Annotated in this window: 26 protein-coding genes and 1 other RNA gene; 22 read left to right on the top strand and 5 right to left on the bottom strand. The window is 49.0% G+C overall.

Going from position 1 to position 26,935, the window contains the following annotated elements; all coding sequences use genetic code 11:
* Positions 1–29 precede the first annotated feature (29 nt).
* The 4 genes from ACFVU8_RS12090 (at position 30) to rnpB (ending at position 3,212) form a co-directional block, all read left to right on the top strand.
* Complete coding sequence (locus ACFVU8_RS12090; protein WP_387427558.1) at positions 30–878, top strand: hypothetical protein; 849 nt, start codon at positions 30–32, stop codon at positions 876–878.
* Positions 875–1,651 carry a tRNA (adenine(22)-N(1))-methyltransferase gene (locus tag ACFVU8_RS12085; protein ID WP_379465817.1) on the top strand — a complete coding sequence of 259 codons (777 nt, stop codon included), beginning with the start codon at positions 875–877 and terminating at the stop codon, positions 1,649–1,651. The genes ACFVU8_RS12090 and ACFVU8_RS12085 overlap by 4 nt, the downstream gene beginning before the upstream one ends.
* Positions 1,627–2,742 (top strand): Nif3-like dinuclear metal center hexameric protein, encoded by a 1,116-nt coding sequence (locus ACFVU8_RS12080; RefSeq protein WP_379465816.1) that lies wholly within the window; start codon positions 1,627–1,629, stop codon positions 2,740–2,742. The genes ACFVU8_RS12085 and ACFVU8_RS12080 overlap by 25 nt, the downstream gene beginning before the upstream one ends.
* Before the next feature lie 60 nt (positions 2,743–2,802).
* Positions 2,803–3,212, top strand: an RNA gene (rnpB, locus tag ACFVU8_RS12075) — RNase P RNA component class A.
* 131 nt (positions 3,213–3,343) lie between these two features.
* Here rnpB and ACFVU8_RS12070 read toward each other — a convergent pair.
* Complete coding sequence (locus tag ACFVU8_RS12070) at positions 3,344–4,561, bottom strand: aminotransferase-like domain-containing protein (protein ID WP_387427557.1); 1,218 nt, start codon at positions 4,559–4,561, stop codon at positions 3,344–3,346.
* A 94-nt stretch (positions 4,562–4,655) separates the two neighbouring features.
* Here ACFVU8_RS12070 and pdxR point away from each other — a divergent pair, with 94 nt between their 5' ends.
* Positions 4,656–6,113, top strand: coding sequence for a MocR-like pyridoxine biosynthesis transcription factor PdxR (gene pdxR, locus ACFVU8_RS12065; RefSeq protein ID WP_387427555.1), 1,458 nt, complete (start codon positions 4,656–4,658; stop codon positions 6,111–6,113).
* A gap of 90 nt (positions 6,114–6,203) precedes the next feature.
* On the opposite strand, the gene ACFVU8_RS12060 is transcribed toward pdxR, so the two are convergent.
* Positions 6,204–8,096, bottom strand: a complete 1,893-nt coding sequence (locus ACFVU8_RS12060; RefSeq protein ID WP_387427553.1) for a S8 family peptidase — start codon at positions 8,094–8,096, stop codon at positions 6,204–6,206.
* Between the two features lie 259 nt (positions 8,097–8,355).
* Here ACFVU8_RS12060 and ACFVU8_RS12055 point away from each other — a divergent pair, with 259 nt between their 5' ends.
* The 12 genes from ACFVU8_RS12055 to ACFVU8_RS12000 all read left to right on the top strand — a co-directional run bounded on the left by ACFVU8_RS12055 (position 8,356) and on the right by ACFVU8_RS12000 (position 18,972).
* Entirely contained in the window at positions 8,356–8,850 is a 495-nt protein-coding gene (locus ACFVU8_RS12055) for a YpuI family protein (RefSeq protein WP_066364215.1), read from the top strand.
* A 62-nt stretch (positions 8,851–8,912) separates the two neighbouring features.
* Complete coding sequence (locus ACFVU8_RS12050) at positions 8,913–9,245, top strand: DUF1540 domain-containing protein (RefSeq protein WP_387427551.1); 333 nt, start codon at positions 8,913–8,915, stop codon at positions 9,243–9,245.
* Between the two features lie 11 nt (positions 9,246–9,256).
* Complete coding sequence (locus ACFVU8_RS12045) at positions 9,257–9,667, top strand: hypothetical protein (RefSeq protein WP_379465812.1); 411 nt, start codon at positions 9,257–9,259, stop codon at positions 9,665–9,667.
* A gap of 254 nt (positions 9,668–9,921) precedes the next feature.
* Entirely contained in the window at positions 9,922–10,629 is a 708-nt protein-coding gene (locus tag ACFVU8_RS12040) for a transglycosylase SLT domain-containing protein (RefSeq protein WP_387427550.1), read from the top strand.
* A 208-nt stretch (positions 10,630–10,837) separates the two neighbouring features.
* A complete protein-coding gene (locus ACFVU8_RS12035) occupies positions 10,838–11,989 on the top strand; it encodes a cysteine desulfurase family protein (RefSeq protein ID WP_387427548.1) in 1,152 nt (383 codons plus the stop codon).
* Between the two features lie 3 nt (positions 11,990–11,992).
* A complete protein-coding gene (gene thiI, locus ACFVU8_RS12030; RefSeq protein WP_387427547.1) occupies positions 11,993–13,276 on the top strand; it encodes a tRNA uracil 4-sulfurtransferase ThiI in 1,284 nt (427 codons plus the stop codon).
* Positions 13,277–13,374: 98 nt separating this feature from the next.
* The gene (locus ACFVU8_RS12025; RefSeq protein WP_379465808.1) at positions 13,375–14,034 is read left to right on the top strand and encodes a TerC family protein; all 660 of its coding nucleotides are present in this window, start codon (positions 13,375–13,377) and stop codon (positions 14,032–14,034) included.
* Between the two features lie 206 nt (positions 14,035–14,240).
* Positions 14,241–14,753 (top strand): hypothetical protein, encoded by a 513-nt coding sequence (locus ACFVU8_RS12020; protein WP_387427546.1) that lies wholly within the window; start codon positions 14,241–14,243, stop codon positions 14,751–14,753.
* Positions 14,754–14,974: 221 nt separating this feature from the next.
* Positions 14,975–16,816 carry a translational GTPase TypA gene (typA, locus tag ACFVU8_RS12015; protein ID WP_175372862.1) on the top strand — a complete coding sequence of 614 codons (1,842 nt, stop codon included), beginning with the start codon at positions 14,975–14,977 and terminating at the stop codon, positions 16,814–16,816.
* Positions 16,817–16,962: 146 nt separating this feature from the next.
* Positions 16,963–17,259: a YlaH-like family protein gene (locus ACFVU8_RS12010; RefSeq protein WP_066364195.1), complete on the top strand. Its 297-nt coding sequence runs from the start codon at positions 16,963–16,965 to the stop codon at positions 17,257–17,259.
* 83 nt (positions 17,260–17,342) lie between these two features.
* Complete coding sequence (locus ACFVU8_RS12005) at positions 17,343–18,440, top strand: LCP family protein (protein ID WP_379465806.1); 1,098 nt, start codon at positions 17,343–17,345, stop codon at positions 18,438–18,440.
* A gap of 76 nt (positions 18,441–18,516) precedes the next feature.
* Positions 18,517–18,972 (top strand): PNPOx family protein, encoded by a 456-nt coding sequence (locus ACFVU8_RS12000; RefSeq protein ID WP_066364192.1) that lies wholly within the window; start codon positions 18,517–18,519, stop codon positions 18,970–18,972.
* Between the two features lie 35 nt (positions 18,973–19,007).
* On the opposite strand, the gene ACFVU8_RS11995 is transcribed toward ACFVU8_RS12000, so the two are convergent.
* Complete coding sequence (locus tag ACFVU8_RS11995; protein WP_387427545.1) at positions 19,008–19,577, bottom strand: YhcN/YlaJ family sporulation lipoprotein; 570 nt, start codon at positions 19,575–19,577, stop codon at positions 19,008–19,010.
* A 105-nt stretch (positions 19,578–19,682) separates the two neighbouring features.
* Here ACFVU8_RS11995 and ACFVU8_RS11990 point away from each other — a divergent pair, with 105 nt between their 5' ends.
* Together ACFVU8_RS11990 and ACFVU8_RS11985 are read left to right on the top strand one after the other, a co-directional pair.
* Complete coding sequence (locus tag ACFVU8_RS11990) at positions 19,683–21,014, top strand: PhoH family protein (RefSeq protein ID WP_379465804.1); 1,332 nt, start codon at positions 19,683–19,685, stop codon at positions 21,012–21,014.
* A 524-nt stretch (positions 21,015–21,538) separates the two neighbouring features.
* Positions 21,539–22,762: an extracellular solute-binding protein gene (locus tag ACFVU8_RS11985; RefSeq protein ID WP_387427544.1), complete on the top strand. Its 1,224-nt coding sequence runs from the start codon at positions 21,539–21,541 to the stop codon at positions 22,760–22,762.
* Here ACFVU8_RS11985 and ACFVU8_RS11980 read toward each other — a convergent pair.
* Both ACFVU8_RS11980 and ACFVU8_RS11975 read right to left on the bottom strand, forming a co-directional pair.
* Positions 22,754–23,890, bottom strand: a complete 1,137-nt coding sequence (locus tag ACFVU8_RS11980) for a coiled-coil domain-containing protein (RefSeq protein ID WP_387427543.1) — start codon at positions 23,888–23,890, stop codon at positions 22,754–22,756. The genes ACFVU8_RS11985 and ACFVU8_RS11980 overlap by 9 nt on opposite strands.
* A gap of 187 nt (positions 23,891–24,077) precedes the next feature.
* Positions 24,078–24,314 (bottom strand): DUF2626 domain-containing protein, encoded by a 237-nt coding sequence (locus tag ACFVU8_RS11975; protein ID WP_066364179.1) that lies wholly within the window; start codon positions 24,312–24,314, stop codon positions 24,078–24,080.
* A 345-nt stretch (positions 24,315–24,659) separates the two neighbouring features.
* Here ACFVU8_RS11975 and ACFVU8_RS11970 point away from each other — a divergent pair, with 345 nt between their 5' ends.
* The 3 genes from ACFVU8_RS11970 to ACFVU8_RS11960 all read left to right on the top strand — a co-directional run bounded on the left by ACFVU8_RS11970 (position 24,660) and on the right by ACFVU8_RS11960 (position 26,818).
* Positions 24,660–25,310 (top strand): RsfA family transcriptional regulator, encoded by a 651-nt coding sequence (locus tag ACFVU8_RS11970; RefSeq protein ID WP_379465801.1) that lies wholly within the window; start codon positions 24,660–24,662, stop codon positions 25,308–25,310.
* A 133-nt stretch (positions 25,311–25,443) separates the two neighbouring features.
* Entirely contained in the window at positions 25,444–26,424 is a 981-nt protein-coding gene (locus tag ACFVU8_RS11965; RefSeq protein ID WP_387427542.1) for a ketopantoate reductase family protein, read from the top strand.
* A gap of 7 nt (positions 26,425–26,431) precedes the next feature.
* Positions 26,432–26,818 (top strand): DUF3397 domain-containing protein, encoded by a 387-nt coding sequence (locus ACFVU8_RS11960; RefSeq protein ID WP_175372870.1) that lies wholly within the window; start codon positions 26,432–26,434, stop codon positions 26,816–26,818.
* The last annotated feature ends 117 nt before the right edge of the window (positions 26,819–26,935 follow it).

Raw genomic sequence — 26,935 nt, 5'->3', positions numbered from 1 at the left:
GCTCAGTGGCAGGAGGTTCTTTTCGTTTAATGGGCGGAAAGAGGGATGAGCCGGTGAATTTGGAGAAACGCGACACGATCTTGAATGAAATTCAGTATTGGAGAAAGAGCCGACTGTTACCAGAGCAATATTGCGATTTCTTGACCAACCTGTATGACGACGAAAATGCGGTCAAGGACAGTAACCCCATCTCGCTGCAAAATCTGCAGCAGGGCAGCATCAAAATATGGTTGTTTGGTTTTGGTATTATTTCCTTGTTTTTCTTGATTAGTATATATTTTAGCGTTTTTCCCTGGCCTTTGCAAATCGCAACCGCCCTGTCTGTCCTGATTGTTTGTTACGGATATGCAGCAATTTTCAGAAAGCGTAACCGAATGATCAGCCTGATGTTGACAGGAATCGGCAGTTTGCTGACCTTGGGATTCGGCTTGTGGCTCATTTCGCTGCATCATCTTGATCCAGACTTCTGGCAGCCGATTCTGATTGGAACCTGCGGTTTGCTCTGGTGTGTGCTTGGCTTTGTTCTTCGTATCGGGTTATTGCAATACTGCGGTTATGCCTTCTGGGCGCTGCTGTATGCGGGTTTCTTCGGCGGGATGCGTCCGGATGCTTCGATTCTTGAGCTGGAGCTGCTTTGGCTGCCGCTGTGTGTGCTGATGGTCTGGCTGAGCTGGCTGTTGCATTACCGGGTGAGTGGAGTTGCCGGCGTGTATTTTGCAGTGGGAGCCACGCTCTGGCTGCTGCCGGAGCTGGATGCGCTTCTGCTGCGGCATGATTATCCGCAGTGGATTGCCTTCTTGCTACTAGCGAAGATTGCTGCAGAACTGGCGTTGTTGTTTATTTTCCGAAAAAAATGGATTGCGTGGGTGGCTACATGAACAATACTAAATTATCTGAACGGCTTCAGCTGGTGCTGGAGCAGATTCCACAGGGCAGCCGGCTAGCCGATATTGGCTCCGATCATGCGCTGCTGCCTGTAGCAGCTATACAGAGCGGACGTGCCGTGTTTGCTGTGGCTGGAGAGGTCAACGAGGGACCTTTTGAAGCTGCACGCAGAGGCGTGGCGGAAGCTGGAAAAGGAAAGGTGATCTCGGTTCGCCGGGGAGATGGTCTAGAGGTGCTGGAGCCGGGCGAGGTGGATAGTATCTCCATTGCCGGTATGGGCGGATCGCTGATTGCGGCGATTCTTGACCGGGGACGCCAGCAAGGGAAGCTGGAAGGCGTGACGACCCTGTCGCTTCAACCAAATGTCGGCGAAGATAATCTTCGTCGTTGGTTGCTGGAGCATGGTTGGGTGCTTACTGCTGAGCATATTTTGGAGGAAGACGGTAAGATCTACGAGATCCTGACCGCGGTGCCAGAAGCTGCGGGGACTCACACTAATGTTGAGGTGTACAGCGATCTGAAGCTGGCGGGCGGCGAAGTCGTTTGCAGTAAAGATAGATTGATCCAGATGGGGCCTTGGCTACTGCGGTCGCCGAATGACGTATTTTTTGACAAGTGGCAGGGAGAGATTCGTAAGCTGGAAAGCATTCTTGCCTCGCTTTCTCGTTCCGAGCTGGCCTCGGCTGAGGACAAGCGGAGAGTCATTACAGGACAGATCAAGGAAATCACGGAGGTGCTGGAATGCTTGCGAAAGGACAAACTGTAATTCAGTATATGGAGCAGCTTGCCCCAAAGCATATCGCCGAGGAGTGGGATAAGGTCGGGCTTCAACTGGGCTCTTTGCAGAAGGAGATTACCGGGATTCTGGTCGCGCTGGATGTGAACGAGGAGATTGTGGAGGAAGCTATTTCCCTGGGCTGCAATCTGATCATTGCCCATCATGCGATTATTTTCCGTCCCCTGCAGGGTATTCTTACGGATACACCAGCTGGCCGATTGTATGAGAAGCTCATCAAGCACGATATTGCTGTGTATATCAGCCATACAAATCTGGACGTGGCTGAAGGCGGGATGAACGACTGGATGGCGGAAGCGCTCGGCATTGAGAACAGTGCACCGATTAAGGATATTCATTCGGAGCAATTGTCCAAGCTGGTAGTGTTCGTCCCGAAAGATCATCATCAAAAGGTGCTGGATGCCATTCTGAACGCAGGTGCGGGTTCGATTGGTAACTACAGTCATTGTAGCTTCAATATTGAGGGATATGGCACTTTTCTGCCGGGTGAAGGTACTGAGCCCTATATTGGGGAGCCGGGGAAAATGCAGCGTGCTGAGGAAGTACGGATCGAAACGATCGTGCCGCAGGGGATCCGTAACAAAGTGGTGCAAGCCATGCTGAAGGCTCATCCTTATGAAGAAGTAGCTTATGATCTGTATCAGATGGATCTGAAGGGCCGCAGCCTCGGTCTGGGCCGGGTAGGAAAGCTTAAAGAGGCCACCACACTTGGAGCGTTCGTGGAGACCGTCAAACAGGGGCTGAAGGTGGATAAGGTACGTGTGGTTGGCGAACTTGATCGTCCGATCCGTAAGGCAGCTGTTCTGGGCGGTTCCGGTGCTAAATACTATAACAGTGCGATTTTCCGCGGGGCGGACGTGCTGGTTACTGGAGACATTGATTACCACACGGCTCAGGATGCGCTGCTGGCGGGTATTACCTTGATTGATCCGGGGCATAACGCGGAGAAGATCATGAAGGAGAAAGTTGCGGAGTGGATGACCGAGAAGCTGACTGAAGGGCGTTATAAGACGGCAGTCCATGCTTCGCAGGTGAATACGGAGCCATTCCGGTTTATGTAGTTCCAAACAATTACACTTGTGCAGGACACCGTAAGTCTGTATAATATAAATGTTGTTCGGAAAGTTTGACAGACAATCGCCGGCGGCGCAAGCCGCGGGAGGAAAGTCCGGGCTCCATAAGGCAGGGTGCTGGATAACGTCCAGTCGGCGCGAGCCGAAGGATAGTGCCACAGAAATGGACCGCCGATGGCCGCCCTTGGGCGGCACAGGCAAGGATGGAACCGAGGTGTAAGAGACCCCGAGGAACACTGGTGACTTTGTTCCTGGTAAACCCCATCTGGAGCAAGACCTAATGAGACGCAGCGCATCCCTTGCGGAATGTGCAGCCTTCGCCTGAGGCGCGTCTAGGTTGGTCGCTGGAGCTGTGCAGTAATGTACGGCCTAGATAGATGATTGTCGCTTATGGTGGGAGGGTAGTTCCCGTATGAACCACGAAGAGCACAGAACCCGGCTTACGGCAAACTTTCCTAACTGCAACGTTATGTATTAATTTTTCAATCGTCTGATGAACAGCATAGATCAAACGGCGGCGTTTATCCGGTTATCCGGGTAATGCCGCCGTTTTTTGTTTTTATAAAAAGAAGTCCGGTAAACCCGCCCGCTACAAGATAGCAGTCTCATGTTCCCGCCACTGCACAATGGCTCTCATCAGGCGCTGCACGCCTTCCTGAACAAGCTGCGGCGGCGTGTGGGTGAAATTAAGGCGCATCGTATTCTTTTCTGGATGAGAGGGATAGAAGACCTCACCGGGGACAAAAGCGACACCTTGCTCCATGGCTAGCGGCAGGAGCTTTGTTGTATCGATTTCGGCTGGTAGTGTCAGCCAAAGAAACATCCCTCCCAGAGGTTCACGGAAGCTCAACCCTTCCATCCCCTGAGCAAGAAGCTCCTGGGACAACAGCTTCATCCGCGAATGATATTCACGGGAGACGCTAGCAATGTGCTGTTCTATATCGAACGTCCGCAGAAGTTGATGCAACGCCCGCTGATCGATTGCGCTGGAATGCAGATCGGCTGTCTGTTTGGCCTTGGCAACCATCCTGACAAGTTCAGGGGTAGCCGCAATCCAGCCGGTGCGCAGGGCAGGGGCGACAATTTTAGAAAAGGTGCCTGTATAGATAACGCAATGTTCTTTATTGCTGTTTCGGTCGATGGCCGCTAGTGTAGGCGGAATGCTGCCAGGCTCACTTGTGAATCTCAGTTCGCCATAAGGATTATCCTCCAGAATCAGTGTGCCGTATCGTTGGCACAGCTGTACAATTTGTTGGCGGCGTTCCGTGCTCCAAGTAGCTCCAGAGGGATTGTTAAAGGTAGGGACGGTGTACAGCAGCTTTGGCTTCAGCCTCCGTAGCTTCTCTTCCAGATCTTCGGGTAACATCCCTTCACTGTCGTGGTCCACAGTATGGATATTGGCACGGTAGAAGTTCAAAGATTGCAATGCAGCGAGATAGGTAGGTGTTTCTACGAGCACGGCATCGCCGGGGTCTAACAGAATTCTACAAATCAGGTCAATTGCTTGCTGAGAGCCTGTAGTCAACATAATCTCATCTGTATTTACCGGAATGCCCTGACGGGCAAGTCGGCCGGCAATTTGTTCACGTAGGGGAGTGAAGCCCTCGGTGATTCCGTACTGAAGTGCGGAGCCGTCGCCCGATAATACCTGGTTGTAAGCAACCCGGACTGCTTCTACCGGAAACAGCTCTTCAGCGGGCAATCCACCCGCAAGCGAGATCACATCAGAGCCTTGCGTGACTTTCAGGATTTCTCGAACGACTGACGAGCCTATATTTTGAGCTGCTGTAGAGTACTGGATATTCATAAGATTACTCCCCGCCTTCTTGGTTTGATGGTATCATAACGACATGAGAGTATAACAGTAAAGGGCCGAATATAACAGTTGGGAGATAACCAGTATGCACATAGAACTGAAGCGCGGCAGCAGCCGATCCCTCCCTCAGCAAATCTGCGAGAAATTGGGGCAGCGTATCTCTTCAGGTCTTCTGCTTCCCGGCGCACGGTTGCCCTCTGTACGCGAACTTGCCCTGTCCCTGAAGGTTAGCCAGGTGACAGTAAGCAAGGCTTATGCGGAGCTGGAGAAAAAGGGGCGTATTCTCTGTATTCAGGGGAAGGGCTGCTTTGTTGCAGATATGACGCATGAGGGAACGGGAGAAGACAGCGGTTGGCAGGGACGTTATGATGATTATTTGCCGAGAGCGCAGCTCTGGCGTAATTTCAATGAGTCTGAGGCCGACTATTCATTCCATCTGGCGTCGTTGCATCGTGCACTGCTGCCGCTGAGATCTATTGGCAGCATCATGGCCGCTCTTGTATCGGAACAGCCTGAATTAATGGCGTCTTACGGGAATTTCCAAGGTGATCTGGAGCTACGGGAGGTCATGCGGCAGCATCTGCAGAAGCGTGGCATGGCGCTGGCATCTTCGGGGCTGATGATTACAAGCGGTTCACAGCAGGGCATTGATCTTGTGGCACGTACTTTTGTGGGACCGGGAGATGTTGTCTATCTTGAAGATCCCAGCTATACAGGCGCGATTGATGTTTTTGCCGGACGCGGGGCAGAGATGATTTTTGTGCCGATGGATCGTGAAGGAATGAGAGTGGATATTCTAACTTCCTTATGTGACCAGCGCCCCCCGAAGCTGATCTATACCAACCCGACCTTTCAAAACCCGAGCGGAGTTACGATGAGCATACAAAGAAGACAGCGGCTGCTGGAGTTGGCCCGCAGCTACCGCTGTCTCATTATAGAAGATGATCCATTCAGTGATCTGTATTTCCGTGATCCACCCCCGCCTTCCATCAAGTCGATGGATAGAGATGGGCATGTCGTGTATTTGAAAAGCTTCAGTAAGGTGCTGGCTCCCGGCTGTCGAATCGCCTGTGTCGCCGCTGAAGGGGACATTCTGTCCCGGCTGATTGCTGCCAAATCCGCCAGTGATCTCGGCAGTCCGCTCCTGACCCAGCGAGCTGTACTGCCCTTCATAGCGGACAGCTATGAACGATATGCCGCAGGGCTCCGCATCGCTTTAAGAGAGCGGATGGAGAGTGCAGGCCGACTATTGAGGCAATATGCACCTTCAGGGGTTGGCTGGACGCTGCCGGAAGGCGGGCTCAACGTATGGTTAGAACTCCCGGCCACACTTCAGATTGACAAATTGCACACACTGGCAGAGCAGGAGAGTATTTCTTTTCTCCCTGGTGATGTCTGCAATGCGGGAAACGGCAACTCAAGGCATATTCGGCTTTGTTACGCGCAAATGGATAAAGCCCGCATGGAGCAGGGGCTGAAATTATTTTTAGAGCTACTGTCCAGGTACATGGCCTCTGAATTACCGGGAAAAATGATCCAGTAAAGGCTGTCCCAGGTGGATTCAGTACCGCATTGCGCCGCGATTACATTACCAGATGCAAGTACGTATTACCGCGTCATCCGCAACTTTTTATCAAGGGTTAACACCCATTCTCTGTTTCAATTGGTTAAGCTGCTGCCGAACATGCTGTGGCCAGAGCTGTAGCGGGACGGGATTGCCGGAGGCTGCCTGCAGGGTCTTGTAGATATCAACCTGACCCCAGCCGTAGTATTTATCATGACCTGGGGTGCCGAGGTCGATTGCATTTTTCATCAACAGATCCATGACCTCTTGGTTGCTTAAGTCGGGGTTCAAGGATCGAACCAATGCGGCCAGCGCGGCTACATGGGGGCTTGCCATGGATGTGCCAGACAATGCCGCATACTGGCTGTTCGGGTATGTGCTGGCAATGCTTTCCCCAGGGGCAGCAACATCCACATAATCCCCGTAATTAGAGAAAGATGCCCGCTGGTGCGACGAGTTGGTTGCGGCTACAGCCAGCACTTCCGGATAGGCGGCAGGGTATCCCGGCCGCTCCGTATTATCGTTCCCCGAGGCCGAGACAAGGACTACATCCCGGTCATAGGCATATTTGATGGCATCGTGCAGAAATTGGGAGTCGGCGTAGTTGCCGAGACTGAGGTTAATGACCTTGGCCCCGTTGTCGGCGGCCCAAATGATGCCTTCAGCGACCGAGTAGGTGGTTCCTGCCCCGGAGTTATCGAGTGCTTTTACCGGCAAAATCTTGTTGTACCAGCTAATCCCCGCTACACCCTCTCCATTGTTGACGAGAGCTCCGATAATGCCCGTAACATGTGTCCCATGACCCACATCATCATCCGGGGTAGAGCCCTTCGTTACGGCATTGTAGCCCGGTAGAAGCTTGCCCTGCAGATCGGGATGGCTGGCCTGCACGCCGGTATCTACGACTCCGACAATAACATCCTTACTGCCTTTATTTAAATTCCATCCCTGCCCTGTCTCAATCGCTGGTAAATTCCACTGGTAAGTGGAGTAGAGCAAGTCGTTGGGCGTAATGACCGCAGGATTTGTTTCAGAAACGGTGTCATTCGTTAAATATAAGTAGTGTGGCTCCGTATACTCCGGATGCCATTTGTTATCAAAATAGGATTTGAGCTGATAAAAACTCATCTTCTCCGAGCGGAAAATATAAGCATAGCCCAATTTGCGCGGTTCTTTGCCGTTGATGTCAGCGACAATTGTCTGAAGCTGCCCTTGCGTGGGATGGCCGTTCGGAAAACGGACTACGATCTCATTTTCATAAAAATGGCTGGCATTCTGATTGTCATGTCCAGTCTTGACTGTCAGTTCACCGAGGGTATCAGTATGCACGGATTCGACAAGGAACTTCCCTTCTTTGGGATAAGGAATGAGGCGAAGGTTCTTGAGCTGATGATCGGCAACTTTGCCGAGGACTTTCTGATTAATCAGCGCAATTACGCCGATACTGCCTTCCTTGTCGCGTTGGCCCATAAAATAATATTTTTCCTGGCCGACCACAAAAGTGGGGGATTCGTAGGACTTGTGATTTTTTAAGCTGGACTTGGCTAGCTTCAGGTATTTCTGCAGTGTTTTATTCTCCTGATCGCTACCTTGAGGAGGGTCGGATTTGAAGGTGGTGGTCTTATTGGTACGGAAATCTAACCATGTCAGCATGGCAAAATGCCCGTGTTCCTGCTTAAGGTGCTCTGCATACACTGAAACATCCTTAAAGGAAGCTCCATGTGCCTTGTTAAGCAAGCTTGTCAGATGATGGCTTACATCCACCCGGTTCAACCGGTCCGTTGCTGTGACATCTTGGGAAAGTGTAGTTTTCTTCAATATTTTCTCCTGCTTGGGGCCGGGGACTGAGGCTTGTCTAAGCGGCGTATTTCCCTTCTCTGCTGGCCGTAAGGCGAAGGTCAGCAGAACAACCGTAAATGTGGCGGTCAGCAGACCAGCTATTCTTAAATTTTTTCGTGACATGATTTCCGTTCCTCCATGGCTTTGTAGTCTCCATAGATTGAGAAACGGAAGCCTGTTTTATGCATTGCAGAAAAGGGATACCGCAGGCTCGTTTTTTATGATAATATCAGAAGATAGAAGACCCCAGGATTGAATTCCTGAACTTGTAAGATTACATCGGAACATCATAACTAATGAAACTTGAAATGTGAACTGTGAAAAGTGTAAATTGAACGTAAGCGACGGCAAGAGTAAGGAATAATAAGGGGGAGCAACCGCCATGTCAGCTAATGTGCAGAAATTATGTGAAACGACGAGAGAAAAGCTTAAAATCGCTATCGATAAAGTGGAGCTGTTCCTGAACCAGCACGCATTACCGCAGCTTGTTACCGAGCAGGATGAGGAAACTGTGCATTTCTATGAAGGGTTTCTGTCCGATCTGCGTCATGTGCTGGTATTCTCCGAGATGTCATATGAGAAGCTGGGAGTTGCTTTGCGCCGTGCCACATTTGATGAATCATTTGCGCAGAAAGCGCTTTATAATGTGTACCATTATGGCGTGAATAACTTCTTTTATCCCAAGAATGAAAGCTACTCCGAAGACGGTCGTTATGCCTATACAGGGCAGGATGCTATCCGTTTCCGCAAGAAGCCAGTACGTCCAGCCCGTGATATCATTCTGGACATTACCAAATTGTATGAAGAACTGCGCGATGATCTGACTTATTATGAGAATGATTATTTGACTGAGAAGCGCATGCAAAATCAGGTGTAGTCTTATCCAAAACGTTTATTTAGGATCAGTAACCCAGTACATGGGTGCTGATCCTTTTTTGCGTGAACAAGCAGGGAATCTCAGAGCCAGCATCGTTCGGGAATCAACTGGAAGCGGTGAATCGCATAGCTGATTGTCTGCCCGGACATAATGAAGCCGAGGTGATGATGATGCCAAGCGCTCAAAAGCCGTTCGTAAAGTGCAGTGTCAGCAACTGTCATTATTGGGGAGAAAGCAACATTTGCAGGGCCGAAGAAATCATCATTGAAATTGACAAGCACACAGGAAGCCATTTTAAAGAAGAATTCGCTGAAGAACTGATTCATGGCGATCATAAAGATCATGCCAATACCTCATCCGCAACCTGCTGTCTGACGTTTAAGCCGAACTCTTAGGAGGCCCACTCATGGATAACTATGATAACGAACCCGAACGGTCGGAAGAGACCTCTGATCGTAAAAAAGTCATTTTTCGTCCCCGCAGAGTCGATTATCCGCGCCGGGAACGCGAACATCGTGAGGAATATGCTGCTGAAGTCAGTCCTGTTCCAACGCAACTACGAAATGCCACGGTCAAGGACAGAACTGAAGACGATGAAGTGGAAGGAACGGACAGTGGAAGTCGTGTTATGGGCTATACAGGTCTGGCCTTCGGCATCCTCTCCTTGTTCATCTGGTCTATCGTGTTGGGGCCGGCAGCCGCAGTGATTGGTTATTTTGCCTATGCCAGAGGTCAAAAGACGACAGGTGCGTGGGCTATAGGACTGGGAATTGTTGCTGCGCTGAGCTACTTTGTAATGACACCTTTTGCACGCTAACAAGCGCTGGTGGAAAACGGAAATATCGACATCGAAACAGGCTTCTAGACCTAAATATCCGGGTCTGAAGTCTGTTTTTTGATGCCTCATATAGCAAACATTACAAATAAAATGTAAGATGAAGGCGTATTTTAAAAATGGAATGTAACAAATTCAATATAGAGAATATATAAGATGAACAAAAGAAAGTAACGACCGAGCCTTAAGTTCGATCTTAAGTTCGTCTTATATAGCTAAAAGAAAGGAATGTCAGCATGGGGATTAATCCGGTACAAGCCAACGGGGCTGGTCAATTGAAATGGGTCAATCTGAAAACAGGCGCAGTGACAGGACCTGCAGACAAGGTGAAGGATACTCCGGTTACGGGAAAATCGTCTGCCGTGTTCTCAGCGATGCTGCAGGAAGGGACTGCACAGGGGGATTCGCTGAAGAGTCTTGATACCGCTGCTGCTCTGGCCGGTATGGCCGCAGACAACCCGCTTCTCTGGCAGAATCTTGGTGCACAGTCATCGGGAAGCATTTCCGGGGAAATAACGGGAACCAAAACCACCGATTATGAGGAGCTTATTCAGACGGCAAGCGCTAAATACGGTGTACCGGTTGATCTGATCAAAGCTGTAATTGATACGGAGTCCTCTTTCAATCCTAATGTGGTATCCTCCGCTGGAGCCAAGGGTTTGATGCAGCTGATGGATGGCACGGCCAGTGGGCTCGGGGTATCCAATCCATTCGACCCGGCGCAAAGCATCGATGGGGGCGTACGGTATTTGTCGTACCAGCTTCAACGCTTCGGCGGTGAAGAAAGAATGGCGCTGGCGGCTTATAATGCCGGTCCGGGCCGGGTGACGAAACTTGGCGTCAGCAATGATCAGGAACTGATGGCCAATCTGTCTCAGCTTCCTAAAGAGACCCAGGCCTATATCTATAAAATAGAACGCGCCCGCGCACAATACGCGGTATAATAAAAAGGATCAAACGGGATTTCCTCCCTGGGCTACATGCCCCGGCAGCCTGTTTGATCCTTTTCTCTGTATCAGGAGCAGTAAAGGATTTCTGCTTGCTGATTAAAGGAAGACTTTTTGAACAAGCTCATATAGTGTAGAATCAGAAGACTGTACTTGTACCGTCTAAAATCCTCAACTTATTAGAAATAAAGGAGACTAACGATATATGCTTTACTGGGATTACGCCGCCGCTGCCCCGCCTTATGAAGAGGTGGTCCAGACGATGGAACAAATCATGAAACTTCACTATGCTAATCCTTCCTCTCTGCACAAAGCGGGCATGGAGGCGGGGAGGCTGGTCAGACGGGCGCGGGAAGTCTGTGCGGCGGCTATTGGAGTCAAGCCAGAGGAGATTCTCTTCACGTCAGGGGCTACAGAGAGCAATAACCTTGCTATTAAGGGGGCTGCTCTCCAATATGAGAGCCGGGGCCGTCACCTGGTGACTACGGAGCTGGAGCATCCGTCTGTCTATGAAAGCTGTCTGCAGCTGCAGCAGCGGGGATGGGAAATCACCTTTATTGCTCCTGATGCCAATGGTATAGTGAATCCTGCTGCTGTTGCTGCTGCTGTGCGCAAAGATACAGTGTTGGTCAGCGTCATGCATGTTAACAATGAGATCGGTACAGTTCAGCCCTTGAAGGAGATCGGGGCGCTGGTAAAATCAGCGAATCCCCGGACGTTATTCCATGTGGATGGAGTACAGGGCTTCGGGAAGCTTCCCGTAGAGCTGAATGTATGGAAGGCCGATCTGTACAGCCTATCCCCCCATAAAGTTCGCGGACCGCGCGGTGCGGGCCTGCTCTACGTTAAGGAAGGCGTTGCGCTTGCACCACTGCTGACCGGTGGCTCCCATGAAGAGGGATTGCGGGCTGGCACGGAGAATGTCCCGGCAATTGTAGCCTCCGCCAAGGCTGTGCGAATGAGCGGGGAAGGACGACAACAATTATATGATCAGCTTGTACCGCTACGTGACAGGTTGTTGCATTTTCTGCGCGGCATTCCGGAATTTGTCGTGAACAGCGGGGAGGAGGGTGCGCCTCATATTGTGCATTTTTCCTATCCCGGTATGAAGGGTGAAGTCATGGCCCGTAAGCTGGAAGAACTGGGCATGGCCGTATCCACCCGTTCCGCTTGTTCTTCCCGGCTAGCTGAGCCGAGCCGCGTGCTGTTATCAATGGGGCGCTCTGCCCAGGAAGCGCTGGGGGGCATTCGGATTAGCTTCGGTGACAAGCATAGTTTTGAGGATATTGCGGCCTTGGAAAAGGCGTTGATTAAAGCGGTACAGGATTTGAAGATTGCAGAAGGAGGCGTGAAATAAATCATGAGTGCCAACAATGAAGTTCAACCGATTCCCGGCAGCAGTATTGAATACGCCGATATGCTGCTTCTACGTTTCGGAGAGTTTACGTTAAAAGGCAAGAACCGTGCACGGTTTGAACGGACGGTATTGCGCCATGTTAAAGAAATTATCAAGCCATATCCCGGCATTGTACTCAGTAAAGAATTCGGACGCATCTATGCCGAGCTAAATGGGGAGCCTGCTGCCGAGGTTGCCGGTGCACTCAAAAATGTATTTGGTATCGCCTCCGTTAGCCCAGTGAAATGTGCTCCCTCCGAGCTGGAACAGATTGTAGCGGTAAGCCGTGAGTTATTAGTGAGATTGGCGCCTGCGCCAGGCACGACCTTCAAGGTGAATGCCCGCCGGGTATGGAAAGACTTCCCGCACGGCTCCATTGAGATGAACAAGCTGGTGGCCACTCCGCTCTTACAGGGTTATCCCGGCCTGACGGTGGATGTCAAATCGCCGCAACTGGAGCTGCGGATAGAGATCCGTCAGAATCATACTTATATTTTCTGCGAAAATATTGAGGGAGTCGGCGGTTTCCCGCTCGGTACTAATGGCAAGGCTTTGCTATTGCTGTCGGGAGGTATAGATAGCCCAGTAGCCGCCTGGTCTTCTATGCGCAGAGGGCTAGAGGTCGAATGCATTCATTTTTACAGCTATCCGTATACCAGTGAACTGGCTCGTCAAAAAGTTGTTGACCTGGCACGAGTGCTCTCCAGATATGCAGGGGTAATCAAGCTGCATCTGGTTCCGTTCACAGAGGTTCAGACTGCTTTTACTGGTATCGGACAGGACAATTTAATTATTACGCTGATGCGCAGGGCTATGCTGAGAATCGCCACTGGCATTGCCGAGCGGGAGGGAGCACTGGCTCTGGTAACGGGCGATAGTCTCGGACAGGTCGCGAGCCAGACACTACCTAGCATGAACGTTATCGGACGCGCTACGCAGCTCCCGCTGCTCCGCCCGCTCGTTATGATGGACAAGAGCGAAATTGTGGACCTGTCCAAGCAAATCGGGACCTATGACTTGTCCATTCTTCCCTATGAAGATTGCTGCACTTTGTTCGTTCCGAAGTCACCGACTACCAATCCCAACCTGCGGATTGTAGAGAAGATAGAAGCGACACTTCCCGGTTATTCGGCACTGCTGGCAGAAGCTGTGGCAGCTACCGAGACCATTGAAATTACGCCGTACGGAGATGAGAAGCCAGCAGAGGTGGTTAGTGTAGAAGCTGGACTGCAGGAGGAATGGTTCTAACAACTTTCTATTCATCCCCTCTGAAAAATGGGACAGCAAGCATAGCTTGTCACTTTCGGACATACATGTAATTACATGTAGTTCGAGGGGGTAGAAGTATGGATTCAATTGTGCTGCTAGGTGAAATACTGATGATCAATCTGGTGCTTAGCGGAGATAATGCTATGGTAATTGCACTGGCCAGCAAGGATCTTCCAGAGCATCATCGCAAAATGGCAGTGTGGTGGGGAGCAGCCGGGGCAGTGCTCCTGCGCTGCCTTCTGACCTTTGCCGCAGTTCTGCTGCTTAAAATTCCCTTTATTCAGGCGGGCGGCGGACTTTTGCTGCTGTGGATTTCCTTTAAGCTGTTGGTGGAGGAAGAGAACACGCTGAGGATATCCGGAGTATCTACGATCTGGAAATCGATCCGGACGATTCTTCTGGCTGATTTCATTATGAGCCTTGATAATGTACTGGCTATTGCAGGTTTAGCCCAAGGAGATTTGTCTCTGATTGTCATTGGTATCGCGCTCAGCATCCCGATTGTCGTTTGGGGCAGCGGAATTATAGTGAATTTGCTGCACCGTTTTCCATTGCTGGTCTTCATCGGCGCTTATATTTTAGCTTATACTGCGGGGGATATGCTGCTGCAGGACACCAAATTAGGCCCGATGGTTTCTTTGGCTCTGCCGTCGCTACATTCCTCGCTTCCGCTCTTCTTGGGTATTGTGGTGGTGGTAACTGGAGCGCTCAAGCGACGTGCTGCCAGAATCGTTTGAAGCAAGGCGCACAAGGGTGGTCTCTCAAGAGGCCATCCTTTTTTTGGTTAGAGAACGTAGTTTCATGTCCATAATGAGAAGAGATAGAAGAATGTGGTGTTTTGACCCGTTTTCAGCTAAAATGAAAGTGAATTCTGTCGTAATTCGGGGCTAAAGGGCTCGAAGAAGCAGGAAGTGATGTTGAACCATGAAGGGATGGATGAGAGATGTCTTCCAAAAATGACATGAAGCTTGGGATTTTCATTGCCGCTGCCGGCATCGTGATTTTATTCGGGAAGCTGGGAGTCTTCGGATTTTTGGGGCGGGCGCTCTGGCCCCTCGTGATTCTGCTTCCGGGCCTTTTGCTGTATGTATTGTTCTTCAATCGCCGGATGTCTGCTACCCTGCTGATTCCTGCTGGAGTTCTGACCGTGTATGGCATTCTGTTCGGACTCTGTAATATCTGGGGCTGGAGCCTGATGAGACATTTGTGGCCATTGTTACTGATTGGCATAGCGTTAGGACTATATCAATATTCGCTCTATTCTCCTTACCGGAGTAGGGGGCTCGCAGTTGGTTCCGCTGTGATTGGCTTGCTTAGTCTTGTCTTGTTAGTATTCAGCTTACTTGGAACAGGATTCCTCTATGTACTTGGTGCTGTTTTGGTCCTGGCGGGTCTCTGGTTGATTGCCGGACGTGGCAAATCGCGGGGCGGGAAGAAATGGAATGGCGGCTGGTAATCGGCATTTGCACAAACAAGCATATAAATAGGAAAAATTTAAGCGAAAACCAGTGTGTTTTTTTCATAAAAAGACTTGCTTTTCATGGTGCTTTCACTATAAAATTAATGTTATGATAAAGCGTCGGCTTTCCGCCAGGCGCTTCTTTTGTGAGATTGTCGTGACATGCTCAGAATTTGAACAGATTTAATTTGATAAATGAGAGGATTTGGATACAAATCATGCATTCAAGAAAAGACATTCGCAACATTGCGATTATTGCCCACGTTGACCATGGTAAAACAACACTGGTTGACCAGCTTCTGCAGCAGTCCGGTATTTTCAGTGCCCATGAGACCCTTCAGGAACGCGCCATGGACTCCAACGATCTGGAGCGTGAACGCGGAATTACGATCCTTGCCAAAAATACTGCAATTACCTATAAAGAGTTCTTGATCAACATTGTAGATACCCCTGGACACGCCGACTTCGGCGGTGAGGTTGAGCGGATTATGAAAATGGTTGACGGCGTAGTGCTCGTTGTTGACGCTTATGAAGGTTGTATGCCGCAAACGAAGTTCGTACTTCGTAAAGCGCTGGAACAGAATTTGAAACCGATCGTCGTTGTGAACAAAATCGACCGTCCGGCTGCCCGCCCTGCGGAAGTTATTGACGAAGTACTTGATCTGTTCATTGAGCTTGAAGCCAGTGACGAACAGTTGGAATTCCCGGTAGTATATGCTTCCGGATTGAACGGTACATCAAGCCTTGATCCAGAGAAACAGGATGACAACATGTTGGCCCTGTACGAAACAATCGTTGAGAAGATTCCTGCACCAACTGAAAGTGTCGAAGAGCCGCTGCAATTCCTGGTAACTCTGATGGACTACAACGAATATCTTGGTCGTATTGCCATTGGCCGTGTTAACCGCGGTGTGGTTAAACAAGGTCAATCCGTTACAGTTATTATGCGTGATGGTAAGAGCAAGACTGCACGTGTTGAGAAGCTGTTCGGCTTCCAAGGTCTGAAGCGTGTAGAAGCAGAAGAAGCTGGCGCTGGTGACATCGTTGCTATTGCCGGTATCAAGGACATCAACATTGGTGAGACAATCGCTGATCCTGCACATCCTGAGGCGTTGCCTGTCCTGAAGATTGACGAGCCAACCATGCAAATGACATTCCTCGTTAACAACAGTCCGTTTGCTGGTAAAGAAGGTAAATGGGTAACTTCCCGCAAGCTGCGTGAACGTCTGATGAAAGAGCTGGAGACAGATGTCAGTCTACGCGTACTTGAAACAGATAGCCCGGATGCATTCGTAGTATCTGGACGCGGTGAGCTTCACCTCGGTATCCTGATCGAGAACATGCGCCGTGAAGGTTATGAAATGCAAGTATCCAAGCCTGAGGTTATCGTTAAGGAAGTCGATGGGGTCAAAATGGAGCCGCTTGAGCGCCTGATGATCGACGTACCGGAAGATAGCATGGGTGCTGTTATGGAGAGCCTGGGCAGCCGTAAGGCTGAGATGGTAAACATGATTAACAACGGTACTGGACAGGTTCGTCTGGAATTCTTGATTCCTGCACGTGGTCTGATCGGTTACAATACACACTTCCTGACATTGACACGCGGCTATGGTGTAATGAACCATGCGTTCGACAGCTATGCACCACTGATTGGTGGTCAAGTAGGCGGACGTCACCAAGGCGTACTGGTATCCACTGAGACCGGAACTTCCACGTTCTACGGAATGATGGGTGTTGAAGACCGTGGTATCCTGTTCCTGGAGCCGGGAACCGATATTTATGAAGGTATGATCGTCGGCGAGCATACTCGCGACAATGATATCGTCGTTAATATTTGTAAGGAAAAAGCATTGACCAACGTTCGTTCTGCAACGAAGGACGATACTGTAAAAATGAAAACGCCACGGATGTTCTCTTTGGAACAGGCGCTTGAATATTTGAATGATGATGAATATTGCGAAATCACGCCGAAATCGGTGCGTCTGCGTAAGAAGATCCTTAACAAGAGCGAGCGCGAGCGTGCTGAAAAGCAACGTAAACAAGCACAAGCAAGCGTGTAAGCAAGAATCTAATAAGCCGTCGGAATTAAGATTCCGGCGGCTTATTTTTTCACAAAGGGATACATAGAAGGAATTTTGAGGTTAAAATGATAGACTGATGTTATAATGTAAGCGTAACTATATTCGGGAGGGGTGTACTAAAAGCTATGCAAACCTGGTTCGCTAATCATCCTGTTATTGCTTATATTGTTATTTTCGTCTTACTTACTTATGTTTACAATCAGGTATTCCGAGTGAACCAGAAGCTCTCCATCGGCAAGGAAATTGTTCTCTATGTGATGATGGCGCTGGGCTCCGGGATGCTTCTTATTTTTCAGCACGACAAGCTTCCAATTATCCAATGTCTGCTTGTGGCCGTCAGTTTGATGCTGCTTGTGCGGGTGCGGTATTTTGTGGAAGCAAGGCAGAAGCGGAAGGCGGCCGGCGGAGTGAAACGCTCCTAGTCCGCAACTTTTTACTGCTAAAATCGTCTATATAAACAGTATTATCCTGTAATCCAATGAACTGAAAAGGAATTTATTCTATTATGACACGCAACAATAATGAACTACCCCCGAGAAGATCTGCGGGGAATCCTAGCACTAGACCTGAAAACGGCAGGAAGCAGCCTGCCAAAGGGGCTCCTAAAAAGGGTAACAAAAAGAAAGCTAAAAAGAGAGGGTTTGGGGCCAGACTCGGCCGTGCACTTCTTGTTATTCTGATCGTCGCCATTGTTGGTGGTCTAGGTTATGGAGGCTATCTTTACTGGAAGCTGGAGCACGGGATTCTGGATACCGGTATAGACAAGCCAGTTCCGCCTGAGCAGTCTGCCACAGTTAAGCCCTTGACGATACTGCTTCTTGGAACCGACAGCCGGCCGAAGCATGAATCCTTCCTGACAGATGTCATCATGGTAGCATCGCTGAACCCGGAGACCAAATCGGCCACCGTTGTGTCACTCCCGCGTGATACCTATGTGGAGCTGGATGGATACAAAAAAACGAAAATCAATGAGTTCTATACACGTTTCAAGAGCAAGGAAAAAACCTCTGGTGGTTCGGCTGAGGAAGAAATGAAGACCATGATGGGCAAGTACTTGAATGTGAAAATAGACTATGTGACAGTTCTCGATTTCCAGGGCTTCCGGGATATCGTTGATACACTCGGCGGCGTCAAAGTGAACGTCAGTGCGGATATGTGCTATAAGGATAGCGCAGATGGAACCAATATTAATCTGAAAAAAGGTCCGGCCGAGCTGAACGGTGATAACGCGCTCGATTATGTGCGCTACCGCAAATCCAATTGCAAGCCAAAAACAAAGGGATCGGATGACTTTGACCGCAACAGACGGCAAAATGAAGTGTTGAACTCATTGATCGATCAGGTTCAATCATTCGGTGGTGTCATGAAGATTGGCAGCATGCTGGACGCCGTAAATGACAATATGAAGACGGATGTTGAAAACAGCCAGCTGAAGGATTTGATCGCTACCTATTGGAACATTTCCAAGCAGCATGTAGAGTTCAAGCCTGTAACGGGCACATGGAAAAGTCCATATGTATATATTAATGAGAAAGAGCTTGAGGCGGCGAGACAGAGTCTTCATAACCGAATCGCTGGTGTTAGCGAAGAGAATAATAACTAAAATTGAATGCAAGTTTCTCGCTATGTTATAATATACTTAATTGAATGCACTTTTGCGTCATAGGGGGCCTGTACTCATGTCCGAAGCCGTTGCTCAGCTTAATGAATCCCTGCTTTCGATGCTGCAATCTGAGACGTTTGTTCTGCTTAACACTGTCGATGCCGAAACTTCAGGTCCTACGTCCACGGCCATTTCGTGGATTTATGCAGTGAGCCCTTCCGTGTTACGGATCGCAGTGGATCATCGTTCACGGCTGGTGAACAATATGAAGGTTAACCCTATGGTAACAATTACTGTGTTCGGCGAGAGCACGGTTCATGCCATCAACGGACGTGCTGCGGTTAGGCAGGATCGTCTTGACGATGTGCCCTTTAATATTTGCTGCTTTGATGTTGAAATTGAAGCGGTGCGCAACGCGCTTTTTTATGGCGCGAAGCTGGACTCCGCTCCACGATATGTTAAAGTATACGATCAGCGTGCAGCCGAGAAGCTGGACGGACAAGTATTTGCTGCAATGCAAAAAGCCCGGTGAGGTCGTCACTGGGCTTTTTTTGTCAACTTATGACGTTATTGTTTTCTGGGCTTGGTATCTTCGGGAATTTGCGGAATAATCCGTCCGACAATGTCTGCCAGCTCTGAGGCGAATCCCGATACAGGGCGGCCTTTAGAGATATGGTTACTCAGCTCGGCAAGTCTGCTGGAAAGGTCCATGTCGGCAGTAACCAGAGCGTTAACGCTTCGCGGATCTTTGCGGATGGCTTCGGCCACGGAATATTTGATGCTTCCGACCCGCGATCTGCTAAGCGAGCCTTTGACGTCAAGACCAACAATGGCGGTTTTACCCATAACTACACAGTGTGCATTATCTACGCCGGGTACTCTTTTAGCCAGCTGCTCTAAGTGATCCTTGAGTGCAATCTCGCTTCCCGCTTTGGCCGTATGATTCACTCCGTTCGGAGATGCGGATGAAAGCGGGACGGCAGTGGTATTATTCAGTTTTCGAACCTCGTGGCCCCCTTTGTTGCCTACAGCCTGAGCCGACTGTTTATCCTGAGGAGAGGGTGATGTCTTCTTATTAGCGATACCGCAGCTTGTCAGCAGCAGCAGTACCAGCAACAGACACATTGATTTTCTCATATGTGCTTACTCCTTTCGGTCAAAGATTAGTTCTGGGATTATCTTTTCCCATGACGGAAAGAGTTATGTATGACCAATCAAACCAGGCGCTGTGGAGGGGATAACATGAAAAAAATATTTGTGCTTGATACCAACGTGCTGTTGCACGACCCCAATTCGATTTTTTCTTTCAAGGAGCATGAAGTCATCATTCCTGCAGTTGTATTGGAAGAAATCGACTCCAAGAAGCGCAATGCCGATGAAATTGGCCGTAACGCCCGCACCGTGTCCCGTCTGCTGGACGGACTCCGGGAACTGGGCCACCTGCACAGCGGAGTGGAACTGGAACATGGAGGCATGCTGAAGGTAGAACTGAATCACCGCAGCTTCGTGAAGGTTCAAGAGATGTTCGGTGAGGTATCCAACGACAACCGGATTTTGGCGGTTGCGCTCAATTATTTAATTGAAGAGAACGAGAAGCCTGATCCGCGTCCTGTTGTGCTGGTGAGTAAAGATGTATTGGTGCGGATTAAGGCGGATGTGCTTGGCATAACGCCTGAGGATTACTTGTCGGACCGTACAGGAGATCTAAATGAGCTGTACACCGGCTATCAGGCTTTGCATGTGCATCCTTCATTGATTGATGAATATTACAGCAACCGATATTTATCCATTAAACAACTGGAGCTGCCTTACCGTCTCTATCCTAATGAATTTGTAATTCTCAAGGATGAGATCGGCAGCGGGAAATCTGCATTGCTTAAGGTGAATAGTGATGCTTCCCGTCTGGAGCCGCTATATCTCGGGAATGATGCCGTCTGGGGCATCAGCGCTCGCAATGCCCAGCAGCGCATGGCACTGGAATTACTGCTGAATGACGATATACCGCTGGTAACCATTACTGGCAAGGCGGGAACAGGTAAAACATTATTGGCGCTTGCCGCCGGATTGTTCAAGGTAGAAGACGAGCATAAATACAAAAAGCTGCTGATCGCCCGCCCGGTCGTACCGATGGGTAAAGACATCGGATATTTGCCTGGCGAGAAGGATGAGAAGCTTCGTCCGTGGATGCAGCCGATTTATGATAACCTCGAGTTTCTGTTCGATACTAAGAAATCGGGGGATATTGATAAAATTCTGATGGGGCTTGGCAGTATTCAGGTTGAAGCGTTGACCTATATCCGCGGCCGCTCGATCCCTGCACAATTCATTATTATTGATGAAGCGCAGAACCTCTCCCGTCATGAGGTGAAGACCATCGTCTCCCGGGCCGGTGAAGGAAGTAAAGTAATTCTCATGGGCGACCCGGAGCAAATCGATCACCCGTATCTGGATGCAGCGAGCAATGGGCTCAGCTATATTGTAGAAAAATTCAAGCAGCAGGGCATTAGCGGCCATATAACCTTGGAAAAAGGTGAGCGTTCCCGCCTGGCTCAGCTGGCTGCGGATCTTCTGTAACAGCTCATTTGCCCTAATCGTCATTGTTGTCCTAAGTCACTATACCGCACTATTCATCCTAAAAATGGTTCTAAGCGCTCCAACTGCTCTAGCAGCATAATTCTACCTTTAATTGCGTATAGCCTCTCTAATCCGCTCTAATCCGCTCTGGAACCTATGTTTTACCGCCGGGAGTTAAATCACTCCCGGCTTTTTGCTGCCCCCGCCACCTGAAAAGGCAGTGAATCATGTTTTTGAGGTGGCAAGCCGTAGCGTAGAGAGCGGAATTATTCTGGAGAAGCGCAGCGTTCGCCTTTATCCTCGGATTTCAACCACTATAGGTGGTTATTCAATCAGGAAATCCGAGGATAACAGCCGATCGGAAGAATAATCCGCACGCGGAGCGTCCAGGCACTCCGAGAGTTCTTGCATTCCCTGTCTTTTCAAATCTATATAATAGAAAGAGAACGTTTTCACAGATACAGACAAGGGGGAATGGGTCTGGTAGAATAGGGGAAAGGAAATGCCCCGGGAGGAGAACAATCGTGCTGAGACGCAAAAACTACTGGCTGCTGTTTGCCATCCTGCTGCTGTCGCTGACAAGTCTGTCACCGAGCATGCAGGTAAATACGAACAATGGCCCGCTTGAGGTCAATAGAAGGCAGAACCCGTCTGCTTTTCCGGATTCAAGCAAGGTCGGGACAGTGGATAACTTGCAGATTACCGTAGCCCTCAGCCCTGCGGAATTTACTGAACTGAAGGCGCTGAGCAGCAGCTATTCGTTGTCCAGCGGCGTTAAAATAGACTTGAAGAATATTGAGAAGGCGGATGCTGAGGAAATCTTGCTGAAGGATTTAACTATTGGCGACAGTCCCGATATTATTATGACCGACGGGCGCAAGATACTTGATCTGGCCAAACACGGCTATCTGCTTCCTATTGATGTATATAGAAGTGTTCCAGGCAGCGCGCCGCTTACCCGGCTAATCCCGCAAATGCAGTGGAATGGGTATGACTGGGGCGTGCCGCTAGATATTGATCCTTATGTACTGGTGTATTCCCCGCAGCGGCTGACTGAACTTGGAATGCCTTCATTGCCGCGAAATGTAAATGAGTGGAATCTCATGCTGGAGAACCTTCGCAAACAGCCGGATAAATATCTGCTTGCCCTGGATACCCGAACTCCGTACGGATTTGCAGCTGTACTGGAGTCTATGGGAACCAGCATGACCTCTGTAAAGCCGGAGACGCTAAATTGGTTGCAGCAAGCGTTGGGAGATTTTTATTTGAGCAGCCAACCAGACCATAAGATCTGGGACAAAATTCAGGATGGTAGTATTGCCATTGCAGCTGTTCCGTACTCGGAATGGAAACGATACGGGAATGCTTCCTTGAAGGCTGAAGGACTGCTTGGTGCGCGCGGTACTAATGGAATTGAGAGTATTTACAGCCGGTCGTTTGCTTTGCCTGCGCAGTCCGAACACCCCGAAGAAGCAGTGAAATGGCTTGCCTTTATCACCGGAACGACTTCGCAGCTGGATTGGCTAGATGCAACAGGGGGCCTGCCCGCGCTAGATGAAATCTACCGTTCCGGGCCACCATCGAGTGTAGTACTGCCGTTCGATTCCCAGTTGCTGCTGGCTGAAGAAGCCGCCCCCGATGATGAACCGGAAGGCGGCTGGAAGAAAATGACCGAGGCGGTTGCCTTATTTCTTGAAGGCAAGCTGAATGCTACAGAGCTTCAGAAGCAGCTGCAGACATCAGAATGAGACGGCAAGCTTGACCTGAAGCAGGCCGTCCTTGCTATCAACCTCGGTTGCCCGGAGGAAAGAGATGATTTTTGCCGGATAAAAGCCTAAATCGAATTCTTTTTCCAATGCTTGACTGGTAGTGTCCGGCAGTTCAAGTCCGTTAAAGACAATTTTATCAACATGGAACAACATCGCATTGACCGGTTCATTCTGGATCGTATAGTGTCCGGTTAGAGCCAGTGACAATTTGCCGCTTTTTCCCGAAGCGGTCACAGAGCCTTCATTGAAATGAAAAGCAAAATCGGTGAACAGTTTGTTCTGCGACTGTAAAAAATCATTAAGATCCTCTTCCTTAAGACTTAGCTGATAAGTCATTCCCTGGCGGGTAAGCAGCCCTTCGCGGTTCTGGACAAAGTCTGGTAGATTCTTCATCGCGGAGGCTAATGCTTTAAAGTAGGTTTTTACTTCGTGAAGCCCGATATTCTCCCAATACAATGAGAACTCTTTCAGTAGAGCATTCATGCTTTCCGGATCACTGCTGCCTCGGATTCCTCCTTCAATCTCCTTATGTAGAGCCGTTACCCTGATCTTTTGCTCCTCGAGTGTGCTTTTGAGCGTTGCCAGCTCTTGTGAACTTCGTTTGGCAGCCTGAAGCGTCGCTTTTAAACTTTTGTATTGCTTCTCATACTGCGATAAAATATCGCGGTCCCGCCCGATGATAATTTCGTAGTAATCCCACAGAACAAGCACTCTGCTAATGCTTTTGGCGGACAGAAAAGCTTCCAATAGTCCATCCCGATCTCCCATATAATAAGAACGAATAATGGCACCGGCACGTTCCTGCTGAGCAGCAATTGCCGACTTTTGTTCGGCCGCCTGAGTTTCCAACCCCGCCACTTTGTTCTCGAGAGCTTCCTGTTCACTGCTAATCCGGGCGATTTCTTTCTCAATTTCGGCAGAGGACAAGGTCTGCTCCAGCAGTTTGCGCGTATCTTCATTATCAGTAAGAGAAGCTGGTGGAGGCGCGACAGTGCCGACAGGGTCAGCAGACAGATATGCGGAGGGAACCAGTGGCAGGAGTGCGCAGCAGAATAAAATGAGTATGGCTGCAATCATACGGCGTATAGAAGGACGGGAGAGCACCACACCACCACCTTTGCTTGTATAAAATAGTTCAGGATTGGAATAGCAATATTACTAATGATATGATTCACCCTGCTAAAATAGCATACTCCGTTTTTAAGTCCATGTCCTATAAAAAAAAGCATGCAAAAAAACGGAAGAGCCCCTTGCGATCAGGGGGCATCGTCCGTTCCGTTAGAGTAAATTACGTTTATAACGGGAGACCCATCTGGAATATCGTCCAGTAGCTAAAGCCGGTGAAGGTCACAATCATGTATCCCCAGAAGAGTAGAATGTATGTCTTCTCGGTAAATTTAAGATACCCCAGGATAACGAAGAATGCGGTTTGCAAAAAGAAGAGCAAGGCCATTTCGGTCAAATTTCCGGCAAAAGCCATCAAGCCGATCGCCAGCGTGAAAAACCCCAACACCCGAAACATGCGGTCCAAGAGCGAGTCCCCCTTCAAATATGTATCTTCATTCCATTTATTTTAATTATACCCGCTGCGGAAATGAGTGTAAACGAATTCATCGAAAAAAAAGTGCGGATTTGTGAAAAAATGTGATTTTTATGATTGACACCTTTTCTTAAGGAGGGTTCGAGAGAATTAATAAAGCATAATGCGTATGAGGTGTACGTAAAATGGAAATACAATTTAGTATCAAATAGATTCTATGAACTCTTTAAGAGGCATAGAAATGGAGTAAGCAGCTTTTATCCCTATTCACTACCCGGCGGAGCTGCCGGTTATGAAGATGGTTATTTCAAGATGTTGTTAGGAGGTTTGGCTTTTATGACAGCCGTTAGACAGGACGCTTGGAGTACAGAGGATGATCTAATCCTGGCAGAAGTAACTTTACGCCACATTCGGGAGGGTAGCACTCAGCTTGCTGCTTTTGAAGAAGTGGGGGAAAAAATCGGCAGAACTTCCGCTGCCTGCGGATTCCGCTGGAACAGCTGTGTCCGCAAGAGTTATGAAGATGCGATCAGTATTGCTAAAGGGCAACGCCAGAAACGCAGTTATTTGAAGAAACAACCAGCCGTAAGAGGCGCACAGGTAGCTGGATTGATCCTGGGAGAAACAGAAGAGGATTACGCTAGAAGTGAAGGGCTGACCGAGAACACATTGTCCATTGATGCGGTAATTCGTTTCTTGAGACAATGGAAGGGAACTTTTCAAGAGGCCGGCCGGCAGCTAAAGATGCTTGAGCGGGACCTCCGGGAAAAGGAAGAGGAATTGACAGAGCTGCGGACGGAGAATGAACGCCTGTCCAAGGAAGTCAATCTTGCTCAAACGGATTACAGGGTTGTAAATGACGATTATAAAGCATTGATTCAGATTATGGACCGCGCCAGAAGGCTGGCCTTTCTGAATGAAGAAGAAGAGGAGCTTAAGACCCGCTTCAAAATGGATGCTAATGGTAATCTGGAGCGAATTGAGTAAGGTTTCTCAGCGCTGAGAATCCCGCAATGTGCAGGTGCAATGGCCTGTCTTGCGGGATTTTTGCTTTTGCTTTTGCCGAGGGGTGCGGGATATACTAAAGGGAAACTATGGGGAAATGTGGCAGGGGGCAAGTATGAGGATTGATATTATAGGCGCTGGATCATTGGGGCTGCTGCTGGCCGGACGGCTTATTTCAGCTGGGAACGAGGTCAGACTGTGGTGTCGCGGCAGTCAACAGGTCCACGAGCTGGTGCGCAGCGGGATCAACATTAGTTATGAAGATGAAGGAACGCCAATTAGAATTAAAAGTGATCTTTTCCATGCAGGCTTGGTGACCGGATTTACCGAGACCTATTTGCGAGAACCTGGTGGCTGCATTGTAATTACTGTTAAACAAAATGTTCTGCATCATGATTTACCTGAGATGTTGCAGCCACTTCGCAATGAGCGTCCAAGTATTGTTTGTTTTCAAAATGGGATCGGACATATAGAGTTGCTGCAAAAACTGCTTCCGGAGAGCAATATTTATGCTGCTGTTACCACGGAAGGCGCTAAAAGGAAAACATTAACAGAGGTTATTCACGCCGGGAAAGGGGAAGTATGGTTAGGGAAGGTTCCTCCAGAAGCCTCCATGGGAGCTCCTTTTACGGAGCCTCAGAACGATATTGAAGTAATTCATTTACTTGAAACACTTTCAGTTGCAGGATTCTCCGCGTTTTTGTCGAATGACATGAATACCATGATTTACCGAAAGCTCTTAATCAATGCTGTTATTAATCCACTTACTGCTCTTTGGCGCATTCCGAACGGGGAACTGCTCGCCTCCGAGGAACGCATACGGGTCATGAGAGATCTGTATAATGAAGCCATTGCAGTATATGAAGCATGCGACATTCCTTATGAAACCGATTCATGGGAGGTCATCGCTCAGGTATGCCGATCCACTTCGGGTAATACCTCATCTATGCTTGCGGACGTTCTTGCCGGAAGGGCAACAGAAATCCGCTGGATTAATGGCAGTCTTGTAGAAATGGGAGAGCGTTCCGGCCTGGCGGTTCCACTGCACCGCATTATGTGCCGACTGGTAGAGGGTATGATCGCGGAGGAGAGGTGAGGTTGCCTTGGAATTTTTGCAGAATTCGTTCGTTACATTAAGTGTTATTCCGGTTGTCCCTTTTTTGCTTGTTTATTTTATCGGAACAGGTATGAAAAAAGACAGGAGGAAGACCTTTTTTCTGGCCATGGATGTTAGCACGATTTTTTTATTGCTATCGGTGTCCGCGCTTTTTAATAACATATTCAGTACCAAATTCGGCTTTTATCTTATACTACTTATTGTATTAATATCCGCTGGACTGATTGGTGGAGCGCAAAATCGTATGAAAGGGAAAGTGGATGGTAAACGGATTTTACGGGCAGTTTGGCGGCTCAGTTTTATCGTAATGAGCACTTTTTATGTTTTGTTCATGTTCGTAGGCCTTATAAAGTACATATCACAAGCCATGTAATGTTCCGCTACTTCGGTGAAGCGTCAACGTCACAAAATTTTAAAGTTTTAAAAAAAATGTGTTTTCAGAAAACATTAGTCTAGATTTTTTTGACCACTGGTTGTATAATCATAAACC

The organism is Paenibacillus sp. NPDC058177 (genome assembly GCF_042883835.1).
Taxonomy (GTDB): Bacteria; Bacillota; Bacilli; order Paenibacillales; family Paenibacillaceae; genus Paenibacillus_AQ; species Paenibacillus_AQ agri.
This window is presented reverse-complemented; position numbering and strand designations above follow the sequence as displayed.